Here is a 16,397-nt window from a genome sequence, read left to right as displayed (position 1 = left end):
ACCATACGATGGGAAACCGCCTGCAGTGGGCGGCGCTGGCGGCGTCGTCGCTACCGGGGATCGCGGCTCTTGCCGCCTTGCTGTTCACCTGGGTTTCGGTCGAGCAGTCCGGCGATCAGTTGCGGATCGCCGAGCGTGGGCAGGTCACCGGCCGGTTCAATGCAGCAATCGGCAACCTCTCCTCGTCGGCCGTGGACGTCCGCCTCGGCGGCATCTACGGCCTGGAGCGCCTCATGCGGGATTCGCCGCACGACCAGCCCACCATCGTCACTCTGCTGACGGCATACGTCCGTGAGCACACTCACGGGCAGGTGGACAGCTCAGCCGATGCCCGCCCGGCCACGGACGTCCAGGCGGCCATGACGGTACTGGCCAACCGGGATCCCGCGCGTGACGGCAGCGGCGACTTCGACCTGCGCAACGTCCGTCTGCGCAACCTGGGCTACATGGGGATGTGGGACCGGGCGCTCCAACGCGTGATCGGTATCAACTTTCCGGAGGCCGACTTCAGCGCCGCAGACCTGAGCAGCGCGGACTTGGAGCATGCCCAGCTGGCCGGGGCGGTCATGGCGGGCACATCTCTGCGGGAAGCGGCTCTGAACGGGGCTGAGTTGGCGGACGCCGTCCTGACTGATGCCGATCTGGCTCGGTCGCACCTCGTGCGCGCGGACCTGAGGCGCATCCAGGCGGCGGGGGCGCACTTCGACGATACGTACCTGACAAGGGCGGCATTGGAGGATGCCCATCTGCAGCGGGCCAGTCTCGTCGGTGCCAGCCTGCCCGGCGCCGTTCTGCGCGGAGCGGACTTGAGGCAGGCCGATCTCCGCGACGCGGACTTCACCGGAGCGGACCTGAGCGGTGCCGATTTTACAGGCGCTAAGAACTTGTCGACCGCGGGGTTCGACGGTGCGGTCCTCAAGGGCACCCGAGGGTTGCCTTCGTGACATCGGCCAGGCTTCCACCACCTCCGCTCATTGTGTTAGCCGTTCTTAAGAACACATGCCTGCGTCGACTTCAGTAGCCGGGGTACGCCTGCTGACGAAGTAGCAGGTCACATACACCACACGTATTACAGTTTCCGACCGGTTGCTACCGGAACCGCGACCTGCGGTCACTGCACAGCCAGTGCGGCCCTGTTGCAGGCCGGTTAGCGTGCCGATGGTCAGCCCTGCCCGGCAGGCCAGCCATGAAATGCTGACCACGGTGAGCGTCCTGCCCCCGTCGCCCTGCGACCCGCAGGAATGAGGACTTGGAAGGGACATGCGCAGACTACTGGCATCAAGGAGCTGCTCATCTCCACCCCGGTGTCCCCGCGGTCCCCGTGGCCAACTCCCACCCGGACGGGCGGTGAGCACCACGCGTGCCTCTGCGGTGCGCCGTCACCTGCCCGGCCCAACCAGCTGTCACGCGCCGCCCCGGATCGTGGTCGTTCAGGGCGTTGGCGAGGGGAGCCCCGACGGCGAGCCGGTCTTCGCGACGGGGCTGGGACGCTGGCCTCGCCGTTTTGGTTGGGTACGGCGACTGTTGAGGCGGAAACGCGAAAGTGCCTTCCTGACCTGGGACGATGAACCTTGCTCAGGGGTTCTGTCGGTCCAGGCGGAGGGCACTTTCTACGTGCAGGGTATCGGGTTGCCTCCCAAGATCCAGGTCAGTGCCGATGGTTCGGGGGCGGTCGGTCATGCCAGGGCACGGCTGCTGGCGGATCTCGCCGATGCCACCGGTCTGAGCGCCGCGTGCTCCGCCGCGCTCAGACCCCTTCGGCCGCGCGGGACCGGTCACGATCCGGGCCGGATCGCCACCGACCTGGCGGTGATGCTCGCCGACGGCGGTGAGGCCAGGTACGGTCGGTTACCCCGGGAGGGGCATGGCTTCCTGCATCAGGGGGTGGGGCGACCCGGCGTACTGCGCCACCTCGACCGACTGGTGACCGACTTCCCCGCCCGGCAGCACCTGCGCGCCGCGGCGGCCGACGACCTGGCCCAGCTCCTGTTCCGGCCGCTCCGCGCGCGGACATGCCGTTCTGGCAGGCGTACCGCGAACTGCCGTCGTCCGTCGCCCTGTCGGCCTTCCTGGAGGGGCATCGCGCCGGGCTGTCCCCCGAACGGGCGAACTGCCGCTGCGCACCCTGCTGGCCGGCCTCGACCTGCGGGGCGACCCGCCGCCGACGGCCCTGTGGCACCGTACGGCCGCCCGACGGGCCGACAAGACGGACCGACACCCGACGCACATACGGCCCGTTCGACCTGGACAGTCCCCTGAAAGGGCCCCGGACGCCCCGCCCGGACGGGGGACGTGCGCGTGTGTCGCTCACCGTGTCGCAGCGCGCCACCCTGATGATCCGCTCGTGTATTCGCTACAGACCCTGCGTACCCGCGGCCTCCTCGGCCTCGCCGCCACGGCCGCCCTCGCCGTCCCGTCCGTCCTCTTGGCTCCCCCGGCCTCCGCCGCCGTGTCCAACGGCGGCTTCGAGACCGGTAACCTGACCGGCTGGACCTCGGCCGGCGCCACCGCCGTGGTCGGCTCCGGCGCGCACAGCAGCACGTACGCCGCACGCGTCGGAGGAACCAGCCACGCCAAGGGCGACTCCACCCTCCGCCTGGTCAGCCATGACGCCGACCACCGGGGTGCCCCCACCTCCGCTCGCTTCGACGACGTCCAGCTCACCCCCGCGCCCGCCCTGACACGGATCGACACGGACCCCTTCACCAACAGCACCAGCCAGCACGCCACCGTGGTGGAGCCCGACACCTTCGCCTCCGGCAACACCGTCATCGCGGTCGCCCAGAACGGCCGCTTCTTCAACGGCGGCGCATCCGGCCTCGGCTGGGCCCGGTCGGCCGACGGCGGAGTCACCTGGACCCACGGCACCATCCCCGGCATCACCGTCTACCAGGGCGGCGCCTTCTCCCGGGTCTCCGACCCGTCGGTCGTCTACGACGCCCGGCACGCCACCTGGCTCGTCGCCGGACTGCCCCTCAACTCGACCTCCAGCGGCATCACCGGCGCCGGAGTCACCGTCAGCCGCTCCACCACGGGCGGCGTGAGCTGGCAGAGCCCCGTCAGAGCGGTCGGGTTCAACGGGCCGAACTACGACAAGCCGTGGATCACCTGCGACAACACCCCCACCAGCCCGTTCTACGGGCGCTGCTACATCGAGGTCGACAACGTCTCCTCCGGCAACCGCATCCTGATGAGCACCTCCACCGACGGCGGACTGACCTGGTCGGCGCCGGTCGCTCCGTCCGGCTCACCCAGCGGCCTCGCCGGACAGCCGCTCGTCCAGTCCAACGGCAAGGTCGTCGTTCCCTACTCGGCCAACGGAAGCGCCATCCGCGCCTTCAACTCCACCAACGGAGGGGCCTCCTGGAGCAGCACCTCGTTCGTCCACTCCGTCCAGGCCCACACCGTCGCCGGCGGCCTGCGGGCACCCAGGGGAATCGCCTCAGCGGAGGTCAGCGGCGATAACCGGATCTTCGTCGCGTGGCACGACTGCCGCTTCCGCGCGAACTGCACGGCCAACGACATCGTCTACTCCACCTCGACCGACGGCGTCACCTGGTCCGGAGTGACCCGGGTCCCGATCGACTCCACCACCAGCGGCGTCGACCACTTCCTCCCCGGCCTCGGCGTCGACCGCACCACATCCGGAACAACCACCCGGATCGGCCTGCACTACTACTTCTACCCGTCCGCCAACTGCACCTCGACCACCTGCCGCCTCCAGGTCGGCTACATCTCCTCCGCCAACCGCGGCGCCACCTGGACCACCGCCACCGCGCTGACCGGGCCGTTCCCGCTCTCACAGATCGCGAACACCAACCAGGGCCGCATGGTCGGCGACTACATCTCCACCTCGATCGTCGGTGGCCGGGCCGTCTCCGCGTTCCCGGTCGGCAGGGCCCCCACCACCGGCCAGGCCTTCGACGAGGCCCTGTACACGGCCGGCCCGCTCACCGTGGGCTGAACCGGCCCGGACGCCCCTGACCGGGCCGATACCGAAGGCGCCGCTAGTCGGTGCCTTCGGACGCCCGCAGGATCTGTTCCGCCGCCCGTGTCGCCGTCAACGTGCCGTCCCTGGCGTGCTGTTCGAGGCCGGGGGCGGCTTCGCGTACCGCGGTGTTCGCGTGCAGGCGGCCCAGGAGTTCGTCGCGGACCATCGACCAGGTCCGGTCGACCTGCTGGCCTCGCCGTTTCGGTGGGGTACGGCGACTGTTGAGGCGGAAACGCGAAAGTGCCTTCCTGACTTGGGACGATGAACCTTGCTGAGGGGTTCTGTCGGTCCAGGCGGAGGGCACTTTCTACGTGCAGGGTATCGGGTTGCGTCCCAAGATCCAGGTCAGTGCCGACGGTTCGGGAGAAACAGCAGGCCGCACCCACCTACAAGGGCGGCTTCGGCTACCACCCGCTGCTGTGCTTCCTGGCCAACACCGGCGAGGCACTGTCCGGCCGGCTGCGGCCCGGGAACGCCGGTGCCAACACCGCGAGCGACCACATCACGGTGCTCGACCAGGCACTCGCCCAGATCCCCGACGCGCACCGCTACGGCACCGACATGCTCATCCGCGCCGACTGCGCCGGATCCGCGAAGACATTCCTCGCCCACGTCCGCGAGCCGCGTAAACGAGGAATCCGTACCTACTTTTCGGTCGGATGCGCCATCACCGGGCCGGTCCGTCGCGCCATTCGGGCCATGCCCGACCGTCTCTGGCATCCGGCCTGGACCAGGACGGGACACTGCGTGACGGCGCCGAGGTCGCAGAGCTGACCTGCATGGTCGACCTGGACGGCTACCCGGCCGGCACCCGCATCAACGTGCGCCGGGAGAGGCCACACCCCAGAGCCCAGCTGTCCCTGTTCGACCAGGACGAGGGCCTGCGTCATCAGGTTTTCCTCACCGATACCCATCACCCCGATGGCGGCCCCGCACAGTTCCCGGAGGTCCGTCACCACGGCCATGCATGCGTCGAGGACCACATCCGATGCGGCAAGACCACCGGCTTCGGCCGCTTTCCCTCGCGCGACTTCAACGTCAATGCCGCCTGGCTGGAGGTCGATCGGTTCCGCCCGGATCCGAGCGTTCCCGACCGCCTTGCCAAAGGCCCCTTTGGGACGCGGTGGCGGCGCCAGCCGGGCGCCGGCCGCGTGCTGGTGGGCTCGAACGGAGCTCGAGTCCACGGACGCATCCCAGTCGATGTCGCCGGCCGCGTCAGCCTCGGCCTGGACCCACTGGAGGAGCAACTTCCAGGTGCCGCCGCTGACCAGCGGCGATGCCGCTCGTGCACCGTCTTCCACGGCCCGTGGCGTTCCGGCAGATCGCGCCACTGCACGTCTGTCCGGATCCGGTACAGCACTCCGTTGACTACCTGCCGATGGTCCCGCCATCGGCCACAGCGTCGGTTGCTCACTGGCAGGAGCGGCTCAAGTCGCTCCCACTGGGCGTCAGTCAGATCACCCCCATGTCCCACATTCCCATCAACGACTCAATTGATCGGCAGGGCGCTGCCTGACTCCTGATGGATAGTCAGGAGCGGAGCCGTCGGAGAAATCCAGGAGCGAGCGTCGAAGATCGCTGGGTATAGTGCAGGCGCTTTGCCCCGATGACCCCGTCGCCGAGGAGGCCGTCCCATGGACCCCGTCACGCTGATCACCGGTGGCTCGACCGGAATCGGCGCCGCCACCGCCCGCGCCCTGCTCAAGCAGGGCCACCGCGTGGCCGTCACCGGACGCGACGCGGGCAAGCTAGCCGCCTTCGCCACCACCGTGGGGGCGGGCGAGCGGCTGCTGACGATCACCGGCGACGCCAGCGAAGCGGATGACGTCGCCGCCGCCGTCCGCCACGTGCTGGACACCTGGGGCCAGCTGGACAACGTCATAGCCAACGCTGGTTTCTCCCTGCCCGGCAACCTGGAGACCCACGCCCCTGAGGACATGCGCGCCATGATCCTCGCCAACGTCCTGGGCCCCGCCCTGCTGATCCAGGAGACCCTGCCCCACCTGAGGACCTCCAAGGGCCGAATCGTGATCGTCGGCTCGGTCGCCGGCGTCCGCCACACCCCCGGCAACCTCTACTCCGTCACCAAGTGGGCCGCCCACGCCCTCGCCGAGAACACCCGCCTCCTGGTCGGCCAGGACGGAGTCGGCGTCACCGTCGTCGCCCCCGGTATCGTGGACACCCCCTTCTGGCACGCCCGCGGCGGCACCCCCGAGGCAGCCGCCACGATGACCGCCGAGCAGATCGCGGACGCGATTGTGTTCGCCATCAACCAGCCCGTGGGCGTGGACATCAACCACATCACGATGCGGCCGACGGGGCAGGTTGGCTGAGGTAGAGCTCCCAAGGGCCGTACGGGGAGGTGCCTTTGGCACCGCCAAGCATGGTGTCGCGCGGGCCGGGGCACCTTCCGATCTGGGCCGCCACCCCGCGCCGTTCCTGAGCACCGTTACCGCCGTTGCCTTGATCATCTGGCTTTTCACTTGAGGTCATCTCACAACCCAAGGGGCCGGTAGGCCAGAGCCTGATCGACCACCTCTGCCGCTGTCGGATTCCGGTTCTTGGGACAGAAGATCAAGTCGCTCACGTATCCGCTGGGACAGGCAAGGGCCCGGTCAAGCGCCTCCAATATGCCGCTGGTCTCGGCATCGTCGGCGTATTCCCCCGCGCATGAGCCGGCCGCATCCGCACCGGCCACTGCAGCCGCGCCCACGAACCCGGTGAAGACCAGGTGTACGGCTCTGCGATCAGCGTCGCCGTGAAGCCGACACCAGGCGGACCAGACCGGTGAGGCCTAACCTGCGACGCCCTTCCGGCGTCAGCGGGGTTGGGATGGCCCGCCATGGCAGCCCGTCGAGGTACCAGCTCCGAGCGTCCATCAGAGGCGTCCTGAGGTGTGCTGTGACGCCGAGTTTACGGCGATCGTGCACAGTCTCTTGGTTGCACGCGTGAGGGCGACATACAGGTCCCGCTCGCCGCCGGGACGGGCCGCGGCGATCTCCTCCGGGGCGACGACGACGATCGCGTCGAACTCCAGCCCGCGGGCTTCGGAAGCCGGCACGAGGCGGGCCCACCGCGCTACATCCGCGCACGCCAACTCCTCGACCCGGTCGTCCGCGCAGATCACGGCGAGCAGGTCGTCCGGATGCGATGCCGCCTGCGCCCGAAGCTCCCCGGCCACGGTGGTGGCGACGGAGTGCGAGCAGGCGGTGAGGTGACGGGGAGGATCGCCGTGGCGGATCGACCGGCTCGGCGTCTGACTGGGGGCGATCCGCGCCAGCAGGCCGTGGGTGGTCGCAAGGATCTCCTGGGTGGTGCGGTAGCTGACGGTCAACGTGTGCAGGGAGAACCGGTTGCCGAGATGTGGGCCCAGCGCCTGGGACCAGTCGCTCGCCGCCGTGGCAGGGCCCGCCTGGGCGAAGTCACCCACCAGCGTCATCGACCTGGCCGGACACCGGCGCATCACCATCCGCCACTGCATCCCGGTCAGTTCCTGGGCCTCATCGACCACGACGTGCCCGAACGACCGCTCCGGCAACCCGTCCACCAGGGCCGTCGCCTCATCCAGCAGCGGTACGTCGGCATCGGTCCACGCGGCATCAGGCGAACGCACCAGCCGGGACCGTTCGTCGCCGGCGAGCGAGGGCAGGTGCCTCGCCAACGTGCGAGCGTCTGCCAGCAGGTCCCGTACGACCACTTCGGGCGTCAGCCGAGGCCAGAGGGACTCCACCGCACCGTCGACGTGGGCGTCGCCCGAAAGGTCCGCACGGACGGCGTCCGCGTCGAACGCGTCAGCCGGATCTGCGGCCGGTGCATCGTCGAAGCCGAGAGCCCGCAGATCGGCCTCGGCCGCGGCATCGAGATCCATGCCCGTGCTCTCGGCGATCTCGGCGTCGATCTGTTCGAGGGCCTCGACGGCGCCGCGCTCCAGTGCATCCGTGACCGCGTCGATCAGGTGCTCCTTGAACACCTCCCGCGCAGGGTTGTGCGCCAGACCGCTCGCCAGCGCGGCCTCCCGCGCCGCCGCGACTTCCCCGCGCTCCAGCCGGACCGACTGCTGACCCGCCCGGACCACGAAGGCGCCGGCAGGTGCCTGCAGGGAGTGCACCAGGTCCGCGAGCGCCTCGGCCAGTGCGGAACTCCCCTTGAGGCGCGCGACATCGAACGACTCCACAGCTGCGGGCTCCACCCCGGCCAGCTCCGCGCACGTCGCCAGGAGCACGTCGTTCTCCCCCAGCGAGGGGAGCACCTGGGAAACGTAGTCGAGGAACCGCGTGTTCGGCCCGAGCACCAGGACGCCGCGCGCGGCCGCTCCCGGGAAGGCGTACAGCACGTACGCCGCCCGATGCAGCGCAACCACGGTCTTGCCTGTACCGGGGCCGCCCTGCACCACCGTCACCCCCCGATGCGGGGACCGGACGATCGCATCCTGCTCCGCCTGCAAGGTGGCCACCGCCGCACGCATCCGCCCCGTGCGCCGCGCCTCCAGCGCTTCCGTCAGCGGACCGTCGCCGACGATGTCGCCGACTGCAGCCGACGATCCGTCCAGCAGCTCGTCGCTCACCGCACGTACCGCACGGCCCTCGACCCGCAGATGACGCCGGCGCCGCAGCCCCATGGGGTGGACGGTCGTCGCCTCGTAGAAAGGCCGCGCCGCGTCCGCTCGCCAGTCGACGAGCAGCGGCAGGTCCCGGTCACCTACCCGCAGGCCGAGCCGTCCGATGTGCAGGACGGTTCCGTCCGCTCCATCGACCCGGCCGAATGCCAGCCCCTCCTCGGCCCCCTCCAGCCCGCGAATCCGACGTGCCAGGTGCTCCGCGGCGACATCGCGCGCGTACACCTCGCCCGCGCTGTCGGTCGACGACCTCAGCACATCCGCCAGCTGGGCCCGTGCATCCGCCAATCGCTCATCGAGCAGCCGGTACATAGCGGCCACGTGGGCCTGCTCCACCTCGACCTGTCCTGCGGCATCCCTATTGAACTGCGGCAACAGCGGCCCTCCTCTCGACTCGGCCCTCCACTATGCAGCCACATTCCTATGAAAGTAAGGCTTGACTTACTTGTTCGAGTCAGCCGACGCGGCCGGTCCGCCGTCACGGCTCAGGGCTGGGCGGCCTTCTGGCACCGTCGGACATGAGGAGCAGGCCGGGCTCGATCCCGGCCTGAAGAGATTCGAGCTCAACGACGCTCAGCACTTCGCTGCCATGCCACCAGACCCGGCCCAGACCGCCTCACCCAGCCAGCCCCGGACACCGTCCTCATCGGCGCGTAGGTACCGCCGTTCGAGCGGCACCAACCTCGGGCCGGGTGCGGGGACGGCCACCGTCCTGGCGGGCCACCCGGACCGCCGGGGGATCGGCCTGCCGCACCGCCCGTCCGGGTGGTCATCCTGCGAACCGTCCGACTGCCGGCTGGCAGCGGCACGCCAGCTGCGCACCACCGGTTCCCCGAACAGCTCATAGACGCTCAGCCGGGCAGGTCCCGCATCACGACGGAGACCGAGAGGGCGGAAGCGCCGATCGGACATGACCGGGCGCAGGAACACCATCCCTGCTACCACCCTGCTACCCTCTGCGTATGGTCTCCCCGAAGAAGCAGACCCAGGTCCGTCTGGAACCTGACGTCCTCGCCGCAGGCAAGGACGCCGCGGCCGCCCGCGGCCTGGACTTCAACCGCTACGTCGAGCGGCTGATCATCGAAGACACGACCGGCGCCCGCGCCGCCGGCATGGCCGCCGCGCAGCGCCTCATCGAAGAGCACGGCGCCTTCCTCGACGACCTGGAGCAGCAGCTCGACGCCCCCTACGCCCAGCCGCAGCCGGGTGCCGCCGCGTGATCCTGCACGTCGACGAGTCCTGGATCCTGGAAGTCGCCGAACGGGCCGGCCACCGTGACCCCGGCGTCGACGACTACGGCGTACCGGTCGCCGCGGTCGCCCGCCACCGCGGCGAACTCCTCGAGCGCCCCGTCTATGACGGCCCCTACGCCCGCGCTGCGGCCCTGATCCACACCCTCGGCCGCTGCCGCTGGCTGGAGCGCTCCAACCTGACCGTCGCCTGCGCCGTCGCCGTCATGTACCTCGAAGCCAGCAACATCCCGGTCAACCCGACCCGCGAGCAACTGTCCGCGCTCGCCCACGAGTTGAACAGCCCGCGTTCCACCGGTGCCGGGATCGCCGCCATGCTCCGCACGTGGAAGCCCTGAACCGGCTGCGCCGAGGGGATGCGGTCCTCTCCGATCGTTCTTTGAAGAACGACTACCTGTCGTCGTCTTGCTTGTCGAAGCACTCCGACCTGACCGCCCAACGAGCAGGAAGTCTTCTCGGTCGGGGAGATCACGTACTCGTCCTAGCCCAGCGGGACGCCGTCGAAGGAGCGGGCGTACGGATCCAGCACGCGCGCGGCCTTGGGCCGGAAGGCGGGGTCGTGCACGGAGATCCAGGACCGGTACCGCCAGGGCTTGAGCGCGTCCTGCTTGAGCCGGCGCCGCACGGTGGAAGGGGAGATCGAGTCGGCGATGGACCGGGCGACCACCTCCCGGGCCAGCTCCGGACACGACCAACGAGATAGCGGCGCGCCGGTCCCGGCGGGTAACTGACAGGCCAGCGCCTTGACCTCGGCAACCTGCAGCGCGGTGAACGAGACCGGCCGGCCGGACCGCTTACGGTCGGTGAGGGCGGGCAGGCCTCCAGCGGCGAAGCGGCCCCGCCAGGTGCTCACCGTGTCCGCATGCAGCCGTGTCTGCGCGGCTATCCGGGCGTTGGGACGCCCCCGGGCCGCCAGCAGAACGATGGTTGCCCGCTGCCGGGCCTGATGCGGGGTCCTGTGGCCGTAGGCCATCCTCTTCAGCCGGTGGCGCTCGGAGGCGGTCGGCACGACGGGCACGGCGGAGGCGAGGGGCGCAGGAGGAAAGCGACCGATCCTTCGGGGGCGACGGGGAACGGGCCGACACCAGGCCGCACCCGTCCTCGTATCCTGCGACGTCATGGGCACCGCCCCCGGCACCGCCCTCGGTCTCGCCGAAAACCGGGTTCTCGGGTCAACCCCCGAAGGACTTCGAGCATCGACCGCTTAGCCAGCGCTTCGACATGCGCCCGGCCCCTCGACATGGCGTCGAGGGGCCGGGCGCTGGTAGTAGCGGGGACAGGATTTGAACCTGCGACCTCTGGGTTATGAGCCCAGCGAGCTACCGAGCTGCTCCACCCCGCGTCGGTTCGCCCACCCTACATGCGGGCACGGCTAGAGGGCGAAATCCAAACCCTCTGACACCGGCATGCTCCGCAAGCGTCCTCGCGCCGTACGCTGCGTAACCAAGGGCGAAGATTCGCAGGAAGCAGCGCCCTCCACGTCCCAGGGTGGTGACGGGCGGTGGACACCACCAAGATGATCAGCTTGCGTTCGAGTTCCTGCCCGCCAGCGCCGTCAGCAGCTCGACGATCTGCGCCTGGTTCTGGTCCATTCAAGTGCACCGAAGCGGTCGTTGACCTTGGCAAACCCGTCGCGAATCTCACGGCGCAGGGCCACCTGGCCCTGGTGGGCTCGGAGACCACGAGGGCAAGGGTCTCGGCCGTCCCCGCAATCGGAGTCGGTTCGAGACCCTTGGCGAAGGGGCGGGCGACGTCACGAGTGTGAGGGACTCCGGCGGGGCTGTCACCCTCAACAACCACAGGTGCCCTGGCGGCCTGCGTGCGCCGTCTGCGTGTCGGTCATGTGCCACCACCCCGCCCTGGATCAGTTGTGTCGCCAGGTACAGGGTGTGCCCGCCGAGCGGGGAGTCACCCGGGGACATCACTCTTCCAGGTGTAATCACGGAAGAACTGCATGCATCGACGGTGAACGAAATCTGTTGCAGTCACAGTAGACATTGCCCCGTCGTAGGGATACCGTTTCTGTTGTACTCAAGAGGTCGATGAGGCACGGCAGACATGAACTGCCGGGCATGCAGGCCAAGCAGGACGCGGCCCCTCGGGGGGTCGCGAGCAGTACCCGCGGTATCCAGCAGTACAACCGAGTAACCGAAGGTAAGGAGCAGGACGCCATCAGGATCGCCCGGGCGAGGAAGAAGTCCGCCCGGGTACCGCAGGCCCCGGATTGGAAGGTGGTCCCCGGTCACACATACGCGATCCCCGCAGCCCCGCCCTCCCAGGCGGAACCTGCGGACAAAGAGGGCCGGCACGGGTTGCCGGTAGATGGTGTTGAAAGCTCGGGGCCCGGGTGCCGGTACGGCACCCGGGCCCCCCGACGCGTCCCCTGGAAGAAGAGGTCTATGCCCCCTGCCAGTCCCCGTCCTGTCGACAATCTCTACGATGACGACTATCCCGCCTACACCATGGGCCGGGCCGCCGAGATGCTCAGCACCACCCCCGCCTTCCTCCGCGCCCTCGGCGAACACCGCCTGATAACCCCCCTTCGCTCCGAGGGCGGCCACCGCCGCTACTCCCGCTACCAGCTGCGCATCGCCGCCCGCGCCCGCGAACTCGTCGACCAGGGCACCCCCATCGAGTCCGCCTGCCGCATCGTCATCCTCGAAGACCAACTCGAAGAAGCCAGGCGCATCAACGAGCAACTACGCCTGGGCGACGAGTCACAGTCGCAGACCTCAGCCTGAAGCAGGCCGCCGGTCCCAGGCCGCCTGCTCAAGTCGCTGCCGGACATCGGCAAGGTCCACGCCGACCAGCTGGTCAGCCCGAGGCTGGACCGTCACACCTCCCTGAGACGGTCCGGCCCGAAGCCGGCCTCGCCCGGCGCCTGACAGCGATGCCCGAGGAGCGGACACCGAGAAGCCCGCCACCAAGCGCCACGGTCGGGGGCATGACCGTACGCTGCGGCCATGACCGAGATCCCGACCCCCACTCCCACCGAGGCCTTCGACCTGCTGCTGGTCGGCAACGAGCGCTTCGTCACCGGCGCCCCCGAGCACCCCAACCAGGACGCCGTCCGCCGCGCCGAGATCGCACCGTCCCAGCAGCCCTTCGCCGTGCTGTTCGGATGCTCCGACTCCCGGCTGGCGGCCGAGATCGTCTTCGACCGAGGCCTGGGCGACCTATTCGTGGTGCGCACCGCCGGCCACGTCATGGGCCCGGAGGTGCTGGGCAGCATCGAATACGGCGTGGACGTCCTGGGCTGCCCGCTGGTCGTAGTTCTCGGCCACGACTCGTGCGGCGCGGTCGGCGCAGCCTGCACCGCCCTGGAGAACGGCATGACACCCGCCGGATACGTGCGGGACGTCGTCGAACGGGTGACCCCCAGCGTGCTGGCAGCACGGGCCGTTGGAAGAGTCGAGCCCGAGGAGATCCTCGCCGAGCACATAAGGCACACCGTCGACCTGCTGCTGGACCGCTCCCGGGTGCTCGCCGAGAAGGTCGCGGCCGGCCAGGCCGCCGTGGTGGGCCTGTGCTACCGCCTAGCCGACGGCAGTGCGCAGCTCGTTGCCTCCCGCGGCCTCGACGCGGCCGTCCCCGCCGCATCCTGACCGGTCCCGGCCGGGGCTGCTCAGGGTCATGTGCCGCGCTCGGAGGAGCAAAGGCGGGGCGCGGGCCGGAGGGCCCGGTGCTGGTGGTGGCCGCCTCCCATGGCAGCGGGAGGCGCTCGCGGCCGGCGTGGGGACTTCTACGCGCGGACCGCCGCCCGGATTGTCGCGAAGAACGCCCTGGTGGTCCTCGAAGACCTGCGGATCAAGAACATGTCCGCCAGCGCGTGTGGCACCGTGGCCGAGCCCGCCCGGAACGTGCGTCAAAAGGCCGGGCTCAACCGGGCCATCCTGGATAAAGGGGGGCACCGCCTCGAACTCGCCCTGACCAACGCCGCCCGGTACACGGGCACGCGCGTGGTGAAGGTCAACCCCGCGTACCCGTCGCAGCGGTGCTCCACCTGTGGCTTCGTCACCGAGACAAACCGCGAGAGCCAAGCGGTCTTTTGGTGCAAAGCCCACCGCGGACACCGCGACCATGCCGACGTGAACGCCGCGAAGAAGCGGTCGACGGCTACCTCGGCCGGGAGATCCTCGCCGAGGTCATGGCCGAGGAAGAGCAGCAGTGTGCCCGGCTCGCCGCCTCCCTCGGCCGGCGGCAGGAGGGCTGAACGAGCGCACGGACTCGGCCATCGGGAAGCGCGGGTGCGGCGCATGCCGCCCGGGGCGGGGTGTGGGCTGTGACACTGGTCCTGCCCCGCCTTTCCCCCGTCGGCGGGGCACCTACACCGCAGGGACGGTCGGCCGCGGACAAAGAAAGCGGCCGAAACCGGAGCTGATGGTCGCACTGCGCCCGCTGCGCGATCCGGTCGCACTCGACCTGGACGAGGATGACGACGGGAGCCGACAGGGCTAAGGGTGGCCGACCAAGACTGGTCAAGTACTTCACCTGCGCGGCGGGGCCGGCTCCGTCCCCGGTTGCATCGGCCGACCACCTGCCGCGCAGGAGGGCCAACGGGCACGTTGGAACGCCAGCAGGAGGCTCCCGTGCTCATCGCCGGGGCTCCACCACGAAAACGGCTAACCGCTGCCCCATCCCGGTCGTAGCTCCGGCTGTCTGGGGGACGTTGACCGTGTGGCGTCCGGCTGGGCTGATCTTCTTATCTATGTTGCGAGACAGGCGGGCCAAGGCCCGATGAGTGCACGAGGAGCACGATGTCTCTGCGTACAGTCCAAGCGACGCGGGGCCGACGGGTGCTGACCGCCGCGGCCACGGTGGCGGCAATGGCATCGGCGGCCGGCCCGGTCAGCACGCTCCCGGCCCAGGCGGCCCAGGTGACGACGGTGACTTGCCCGGGCCAAAACCTCCAGACTGCGATCGACAATGCCGCCCCCGGATCGACGCTGCTGGTGACCGGCCGATGCACTGGAAATTTCACCATCACAAAGAACCTGACCATCAGCGGCATCGACGCAGTCCTCGACGGCAACCACGCTGGCACCGCCATTAACGTCCCCGCTGGGGTCCAAGCCCAGCTGACCAACCTCACCGTCACTCATGGTTTCACCAGCGACTTTTTCCAGGGTGCTGGAATCACCAACCGTGGCACGCTAACGCTGACCGGCTCCAGGGTGATGAACAATGCCGGGAACGGCGGCGGCGGGATCCACAATTTTGGTGCCATGACACTGACCAGCTCCATGGTGAGCGCAAACACCGCGGATAACCAGGGCGGTGGCATCTTCAACAGCGGCACGGTGACACTGACCAACTCAACGGTGAGCGCTAACACCGCGAACAACGGCGCTGGCATCACGACCTCTGGGGGGAGTGTGCAACTGACGGGGTCACGGGTGAGCCACAACACGGCGAACACCCATCTCGGTGTAGGCGGTGGCATCACGAACGGCTTCGGCACAGTGAAGCTGAACAACTCCACCGTCGACCACAACAACGCAGACGCAGCTGGTGGCCTCGACAATGAAGGCGGCACGTACCAGCTGAGCCAGTCGCAGGTGAGCCACAACACTGCGACTCGCTTCGGCGGTGGCATCCGCAACATCGGCGGCCCAGTGACCCTGACCAACTCCACGGTGGACCACAACAACGCCGGAACCGACGGCGGAGGGATCTACACCGTTTCTATTTTCGGGACACCTAAAGTCACTCTGAACAGCTCACGAGTCTTCGACAACACTCCGGACAACTGCGCCCCGCCCGGGTCCGTCCCCGGGTGTACCGGCTGACCTCGATCCTCTGCTTCTCTCCACGGGTCAGCGCTGCCCAGCACGAGCCCCGGCATGTTCGGCATGGCCTACTTGCCGGGGCTCTTCGACGCTGGGGTCCGGTATCGGCGCGCTGTCGGGGCTCGCAGCACGCATACAGGGTGCCTGGCAGCCCATGCATAGTGCGGCCTGCCGACCGGTATCCCCACCCAGTCGACGGGCCATAGCGCACCACTGAGGGCGCCACCTCGCGGGGATCCGCCGTCACCCGGTGGAAGACTCCCGGGCCCACACAAACCGGCGCATCCGCAGGTCCACCTTTCCCAGGGCGAACGCCCCGAACGTCATGTCGATCATCCTGTACGTCAGGCGCAGCATCAGCCACCCAGCGAGACAGCCAGCCCACGCTTTCGGGCGTCGCGCGGTCCCAGCCCCGCTCGACGGCTCAAGCTGAGCAGCTGTTGGGGCTGGAGGCGCGGACGGCGAGTCGATCACTGGGAACGTCTTATGGCCGCCGCGGGCATCCGGCGCAACGCTCTGGTCCGGCTCAGGTGAGGAGGTCGGCAACGAGGGTGGCGAACTCGTCCGGGGTGGTGAGGCGGATGCAGAGTTGTTCGGCCTTGGCCCGCTTGGAACCGGCGCCTTCGCCGGCGACGACGAGGGTGGTCTTCTTGGAGACGCTGGTGGAGGAGCGCCCTCCGGCCCGTTCGATGAGTTCGTTCATTTCGTTGCGGGTGAGCCGTTCCAGGTTTCCTGTCATGGCGTCGGTGACG

12 protein-coding genes, 1 tRNA gene and 5 pseudogenes are annotated in these 16,397 nt (G+C 69.2%); 12 read left to right on the top strand and 6 right to left on the bottom strand.

The genetic code is table 11. The annotated features are described in order from the left end of the window. Window positions 1-8: 8 nt before the first annotated feature. The 3 genes and pseudogenes from IE244_RS39925 (at window position 9) to IE244_RS39915 (ending at window position 3,964) form a co-directional block, all read left to right on the top strand. The gene (locus tag IE244_RS39925) at window positions 9-944 is read left to right on the top strand and encodes a pentapeptide repeat-containing protein (RefSeq protein WP_229854812.1); all 936 of its coding nucleotides are present in this window, start codon (window positions 9-11) and stop codon (window positions 942-944) included. Window positions 945-1,584: 640 nt separating this feature from the next. Next, window positions 1,585-1,836 (top strand): annotated as a pseudogene (locus IE244_RS39920) (IS1380 family transposase); the annotation flags it as partial. A 508-nt stretch (window positions 1,837-2,344) separates the two neighbouring features. Next, window positions 2,345-3,964, top strand: coding sequence for an exo-alpha-sialidase (locus IE244_RS39915; protein WP_191878475.1), 1,620 nt, complete (start codon window positions 2,345-2,347; stop codon window positions 3,962-3,964). Between the two features lie 43 nt (window positions 3,965-4,007). Here the strand turns inward: IE244_RS39915 and IE244_RS39910 are convergent. Further along, window positions 4,008-4,205 (bottom strand): annotated as a pseudogene (locus tag IE244_RS39910) (methylmalonyl Co-A mutase-associated GTPase MeaB); the annotation flags it as partial. Between the two features lie 149 nt (window positions 4,206-4,354). Here IE244_RS39910 and IE244_RS39905 point away from each other — a divergent pair. Then, window positions 4,355-5,052, top strand: a pseudogene (locus IE244_RS39905) (transposase); the annotation flags it as partial. Window positions 5,053-5,115: 63 nt separating this feature from the next. Here the strand turns inward: IE244_RS39905 and IE244_RS43325 are convergent. Further along, window positions 5,116-5,465: pseudogene (locus IE244_RS43325) on the bottom strand (IS5 family transposase); the annotation flags it as partial. Window positions 5,466-5,625: 160 nt separating this feature from the next. Here IE244_RS43325 and IE244_RS39895 point away from each other — a divergent pair. After that, a complete protein-coding gene (locus tag IE244_RS39895; protein WP_191878474.1) occupies window positions 5,626-6,324 on the top strand; it encodes an SDR family oxidoreductase in 699 nt (232 codons plus the stop codon). A gap of 545 nt (window positions 6,325-6,869) precedes the next feature. On the opposite strand, the gene IE244_RS39890 is transcribed toward IE244_RS39895, so the two are convergent. Further along, the gene (locus IE244_RS39890; RefSeq protein WP_373305834.1) at window positions 6,870-8,981 is read right to left on the bottom strand and encodes a HelD family protein; all 2,112 of its coding nucleotides are present in this window, start codon (window positions 8,979-8,981) and stop codon (window positions 6,870-6,872) included. Window positions 8,982-9,568: 587 nt separating this feature from the next. Here IE244_RS39890 and IE244_RS39885 point away from each other — a divergent pair. Both IE244_RS39885 and IE244_RS39880 read left to right on the top strand, forming a co-directional pair. Then, window positions 9,569-9,826 (top strand): hypothetical protein, encoded by a 258-nt coding sequence (locus IE244_RS39885; RefSeq protein ID WP_229854811.1) that lies wholly within the window; start codon window positions 9,569-9,571, stop codon window positions 9,824-9,826. Further along, the gene (locus tag IE244_RS39880) at window positions 9,823-10,194 is read left to right on the top strand and encodes a fic family toxin-antitoxin system, toxin component (protein ID WP_191878473.1); all 372 of its coding nucleotides are present in this window, start codon (window positions 9,823-9,825) and stop codon (window positions 10,192-10,194) included. Before IE244_RS39885 ends, IE244_RS39880 begins: the two co-directional genes overlap by 4 nt. Window positions 10,195-10,337: 143 nt before the next feature. Here the strand turns inward: IE244_RS39880 and IE244_RS39875 are convergent, their stop codons facing one another. Then, window positions 10,338-10,865: a helix-turn-helix domain-containing protein gene (locus IE244_RS39875; RefSeq protein WP_229854808.1), complete on the bottom strand. Its 528-nt coding sequence runs from the start codon at window positions 10,863-10,865 to the stop codon at window positions 10,338-10,340. A 259-nt stretch (window positions 10,866-11,124) separates the two neighbouring features. After that, window positions 11,125-11,198 (bottom strand) — tRNA-Met (locus tag IE244_RS39870). Between the two features lie 1,057 nt (window positions 11,199-12,255). Between IE244_RS39870 and IE244_RS39865 the strand changes: the two genes are divergently transcribed. The 5 genes and pseudogenes from IE244_RS39865 to IE244_RS39850 all read left to right on the top strand — a co-directional run bounded on the left by IE244_RS39865 (window position 12,256) and on the right by IE244_RS39850 (window position 15,645). Then, on the top strand, window positions 12,256-12,597 hold the full coding sequence (locus IE244_RS39865) for a MerR family transcriptional regulator (RefSeq protein ID WP_191878472.1): 342 nt from the start codon (window positions 12,256-12,258) through the stop codon (window positions 12,595-12,597). 222 nt (window positions 12,598-12,819) lie between these two features. Beyond that, the gene (locus tag IE244_RS39860; protein ID WP_191878471.1) at window positions 12,820-13,461 is read left to right on the top strand and encodes a carbonic anhydrase; all 642 of its coding nucleotides are present in this window, start codon (window positions 12,820-12,822) and stop codon (window positions 13,459-13,461) included. Window positions 13,462-13,560: 99 nt separating this feature from the next. After that, a pseudogene (locus IE244_RS42565) lies at window positions 13,561-13,899 on the top strand (zinc ribbon domain-containing protein); the annotation flags it as partial. A gap of 8 nt (window positions 13,900-13,907) precedes the next feature. After that, window positions 13,908-14,069 (top strand): hypothetical protein, encoded by a 162-nt coding sequence (locus tag IE244_RS42560; protein WP_229854832.1) that lies wholly within the window; start codon window positions 13,908-13,910, stop codon window positions 14,067-14,069. 583 nt (window positions 14,070-14,652) lie between these two features. Next, the gene (locus IE244_RS39850; protein WP_191878469.1) at window positions 14,653-15,645 is read left to right on the top strand and encodes a right-handed parallel beta-helix repeat-containing protein; all 993 of its coding nucleotides are present in this window, start codon (window positions 14,653-14,655) and stop codon (window positions 15,643-15,645) included. 526 nt (window positions 15,646-16,171) lie between these two features. Here IE244_RS39850 and IE244_RS39845 read toward each other — a convergent pair. Further along, a partial coding sequence (locus IE244_RS39845; protein WP_308436314.1) for a BRCT domain-containing protein occupies window positions 16,172-16,397 on the bottom strand: 226 nt, incomplete at its 5' end.

Origin of the sequence: Streptomyces filipinensis (assembly GCF_014649495.1) — a bacterium.
GTDB classification, from domain to species: Bacteria; Actinomycetota; Actinomycetes; order Streptomycetales; family Streptomycetaceae; genus Streptomyces; species Streptomyces filipinensis.
Note: the sequence above shows the minus strand (reverse complement) of the source record. Positions and strands in the feature narration are given on the sequence as shown.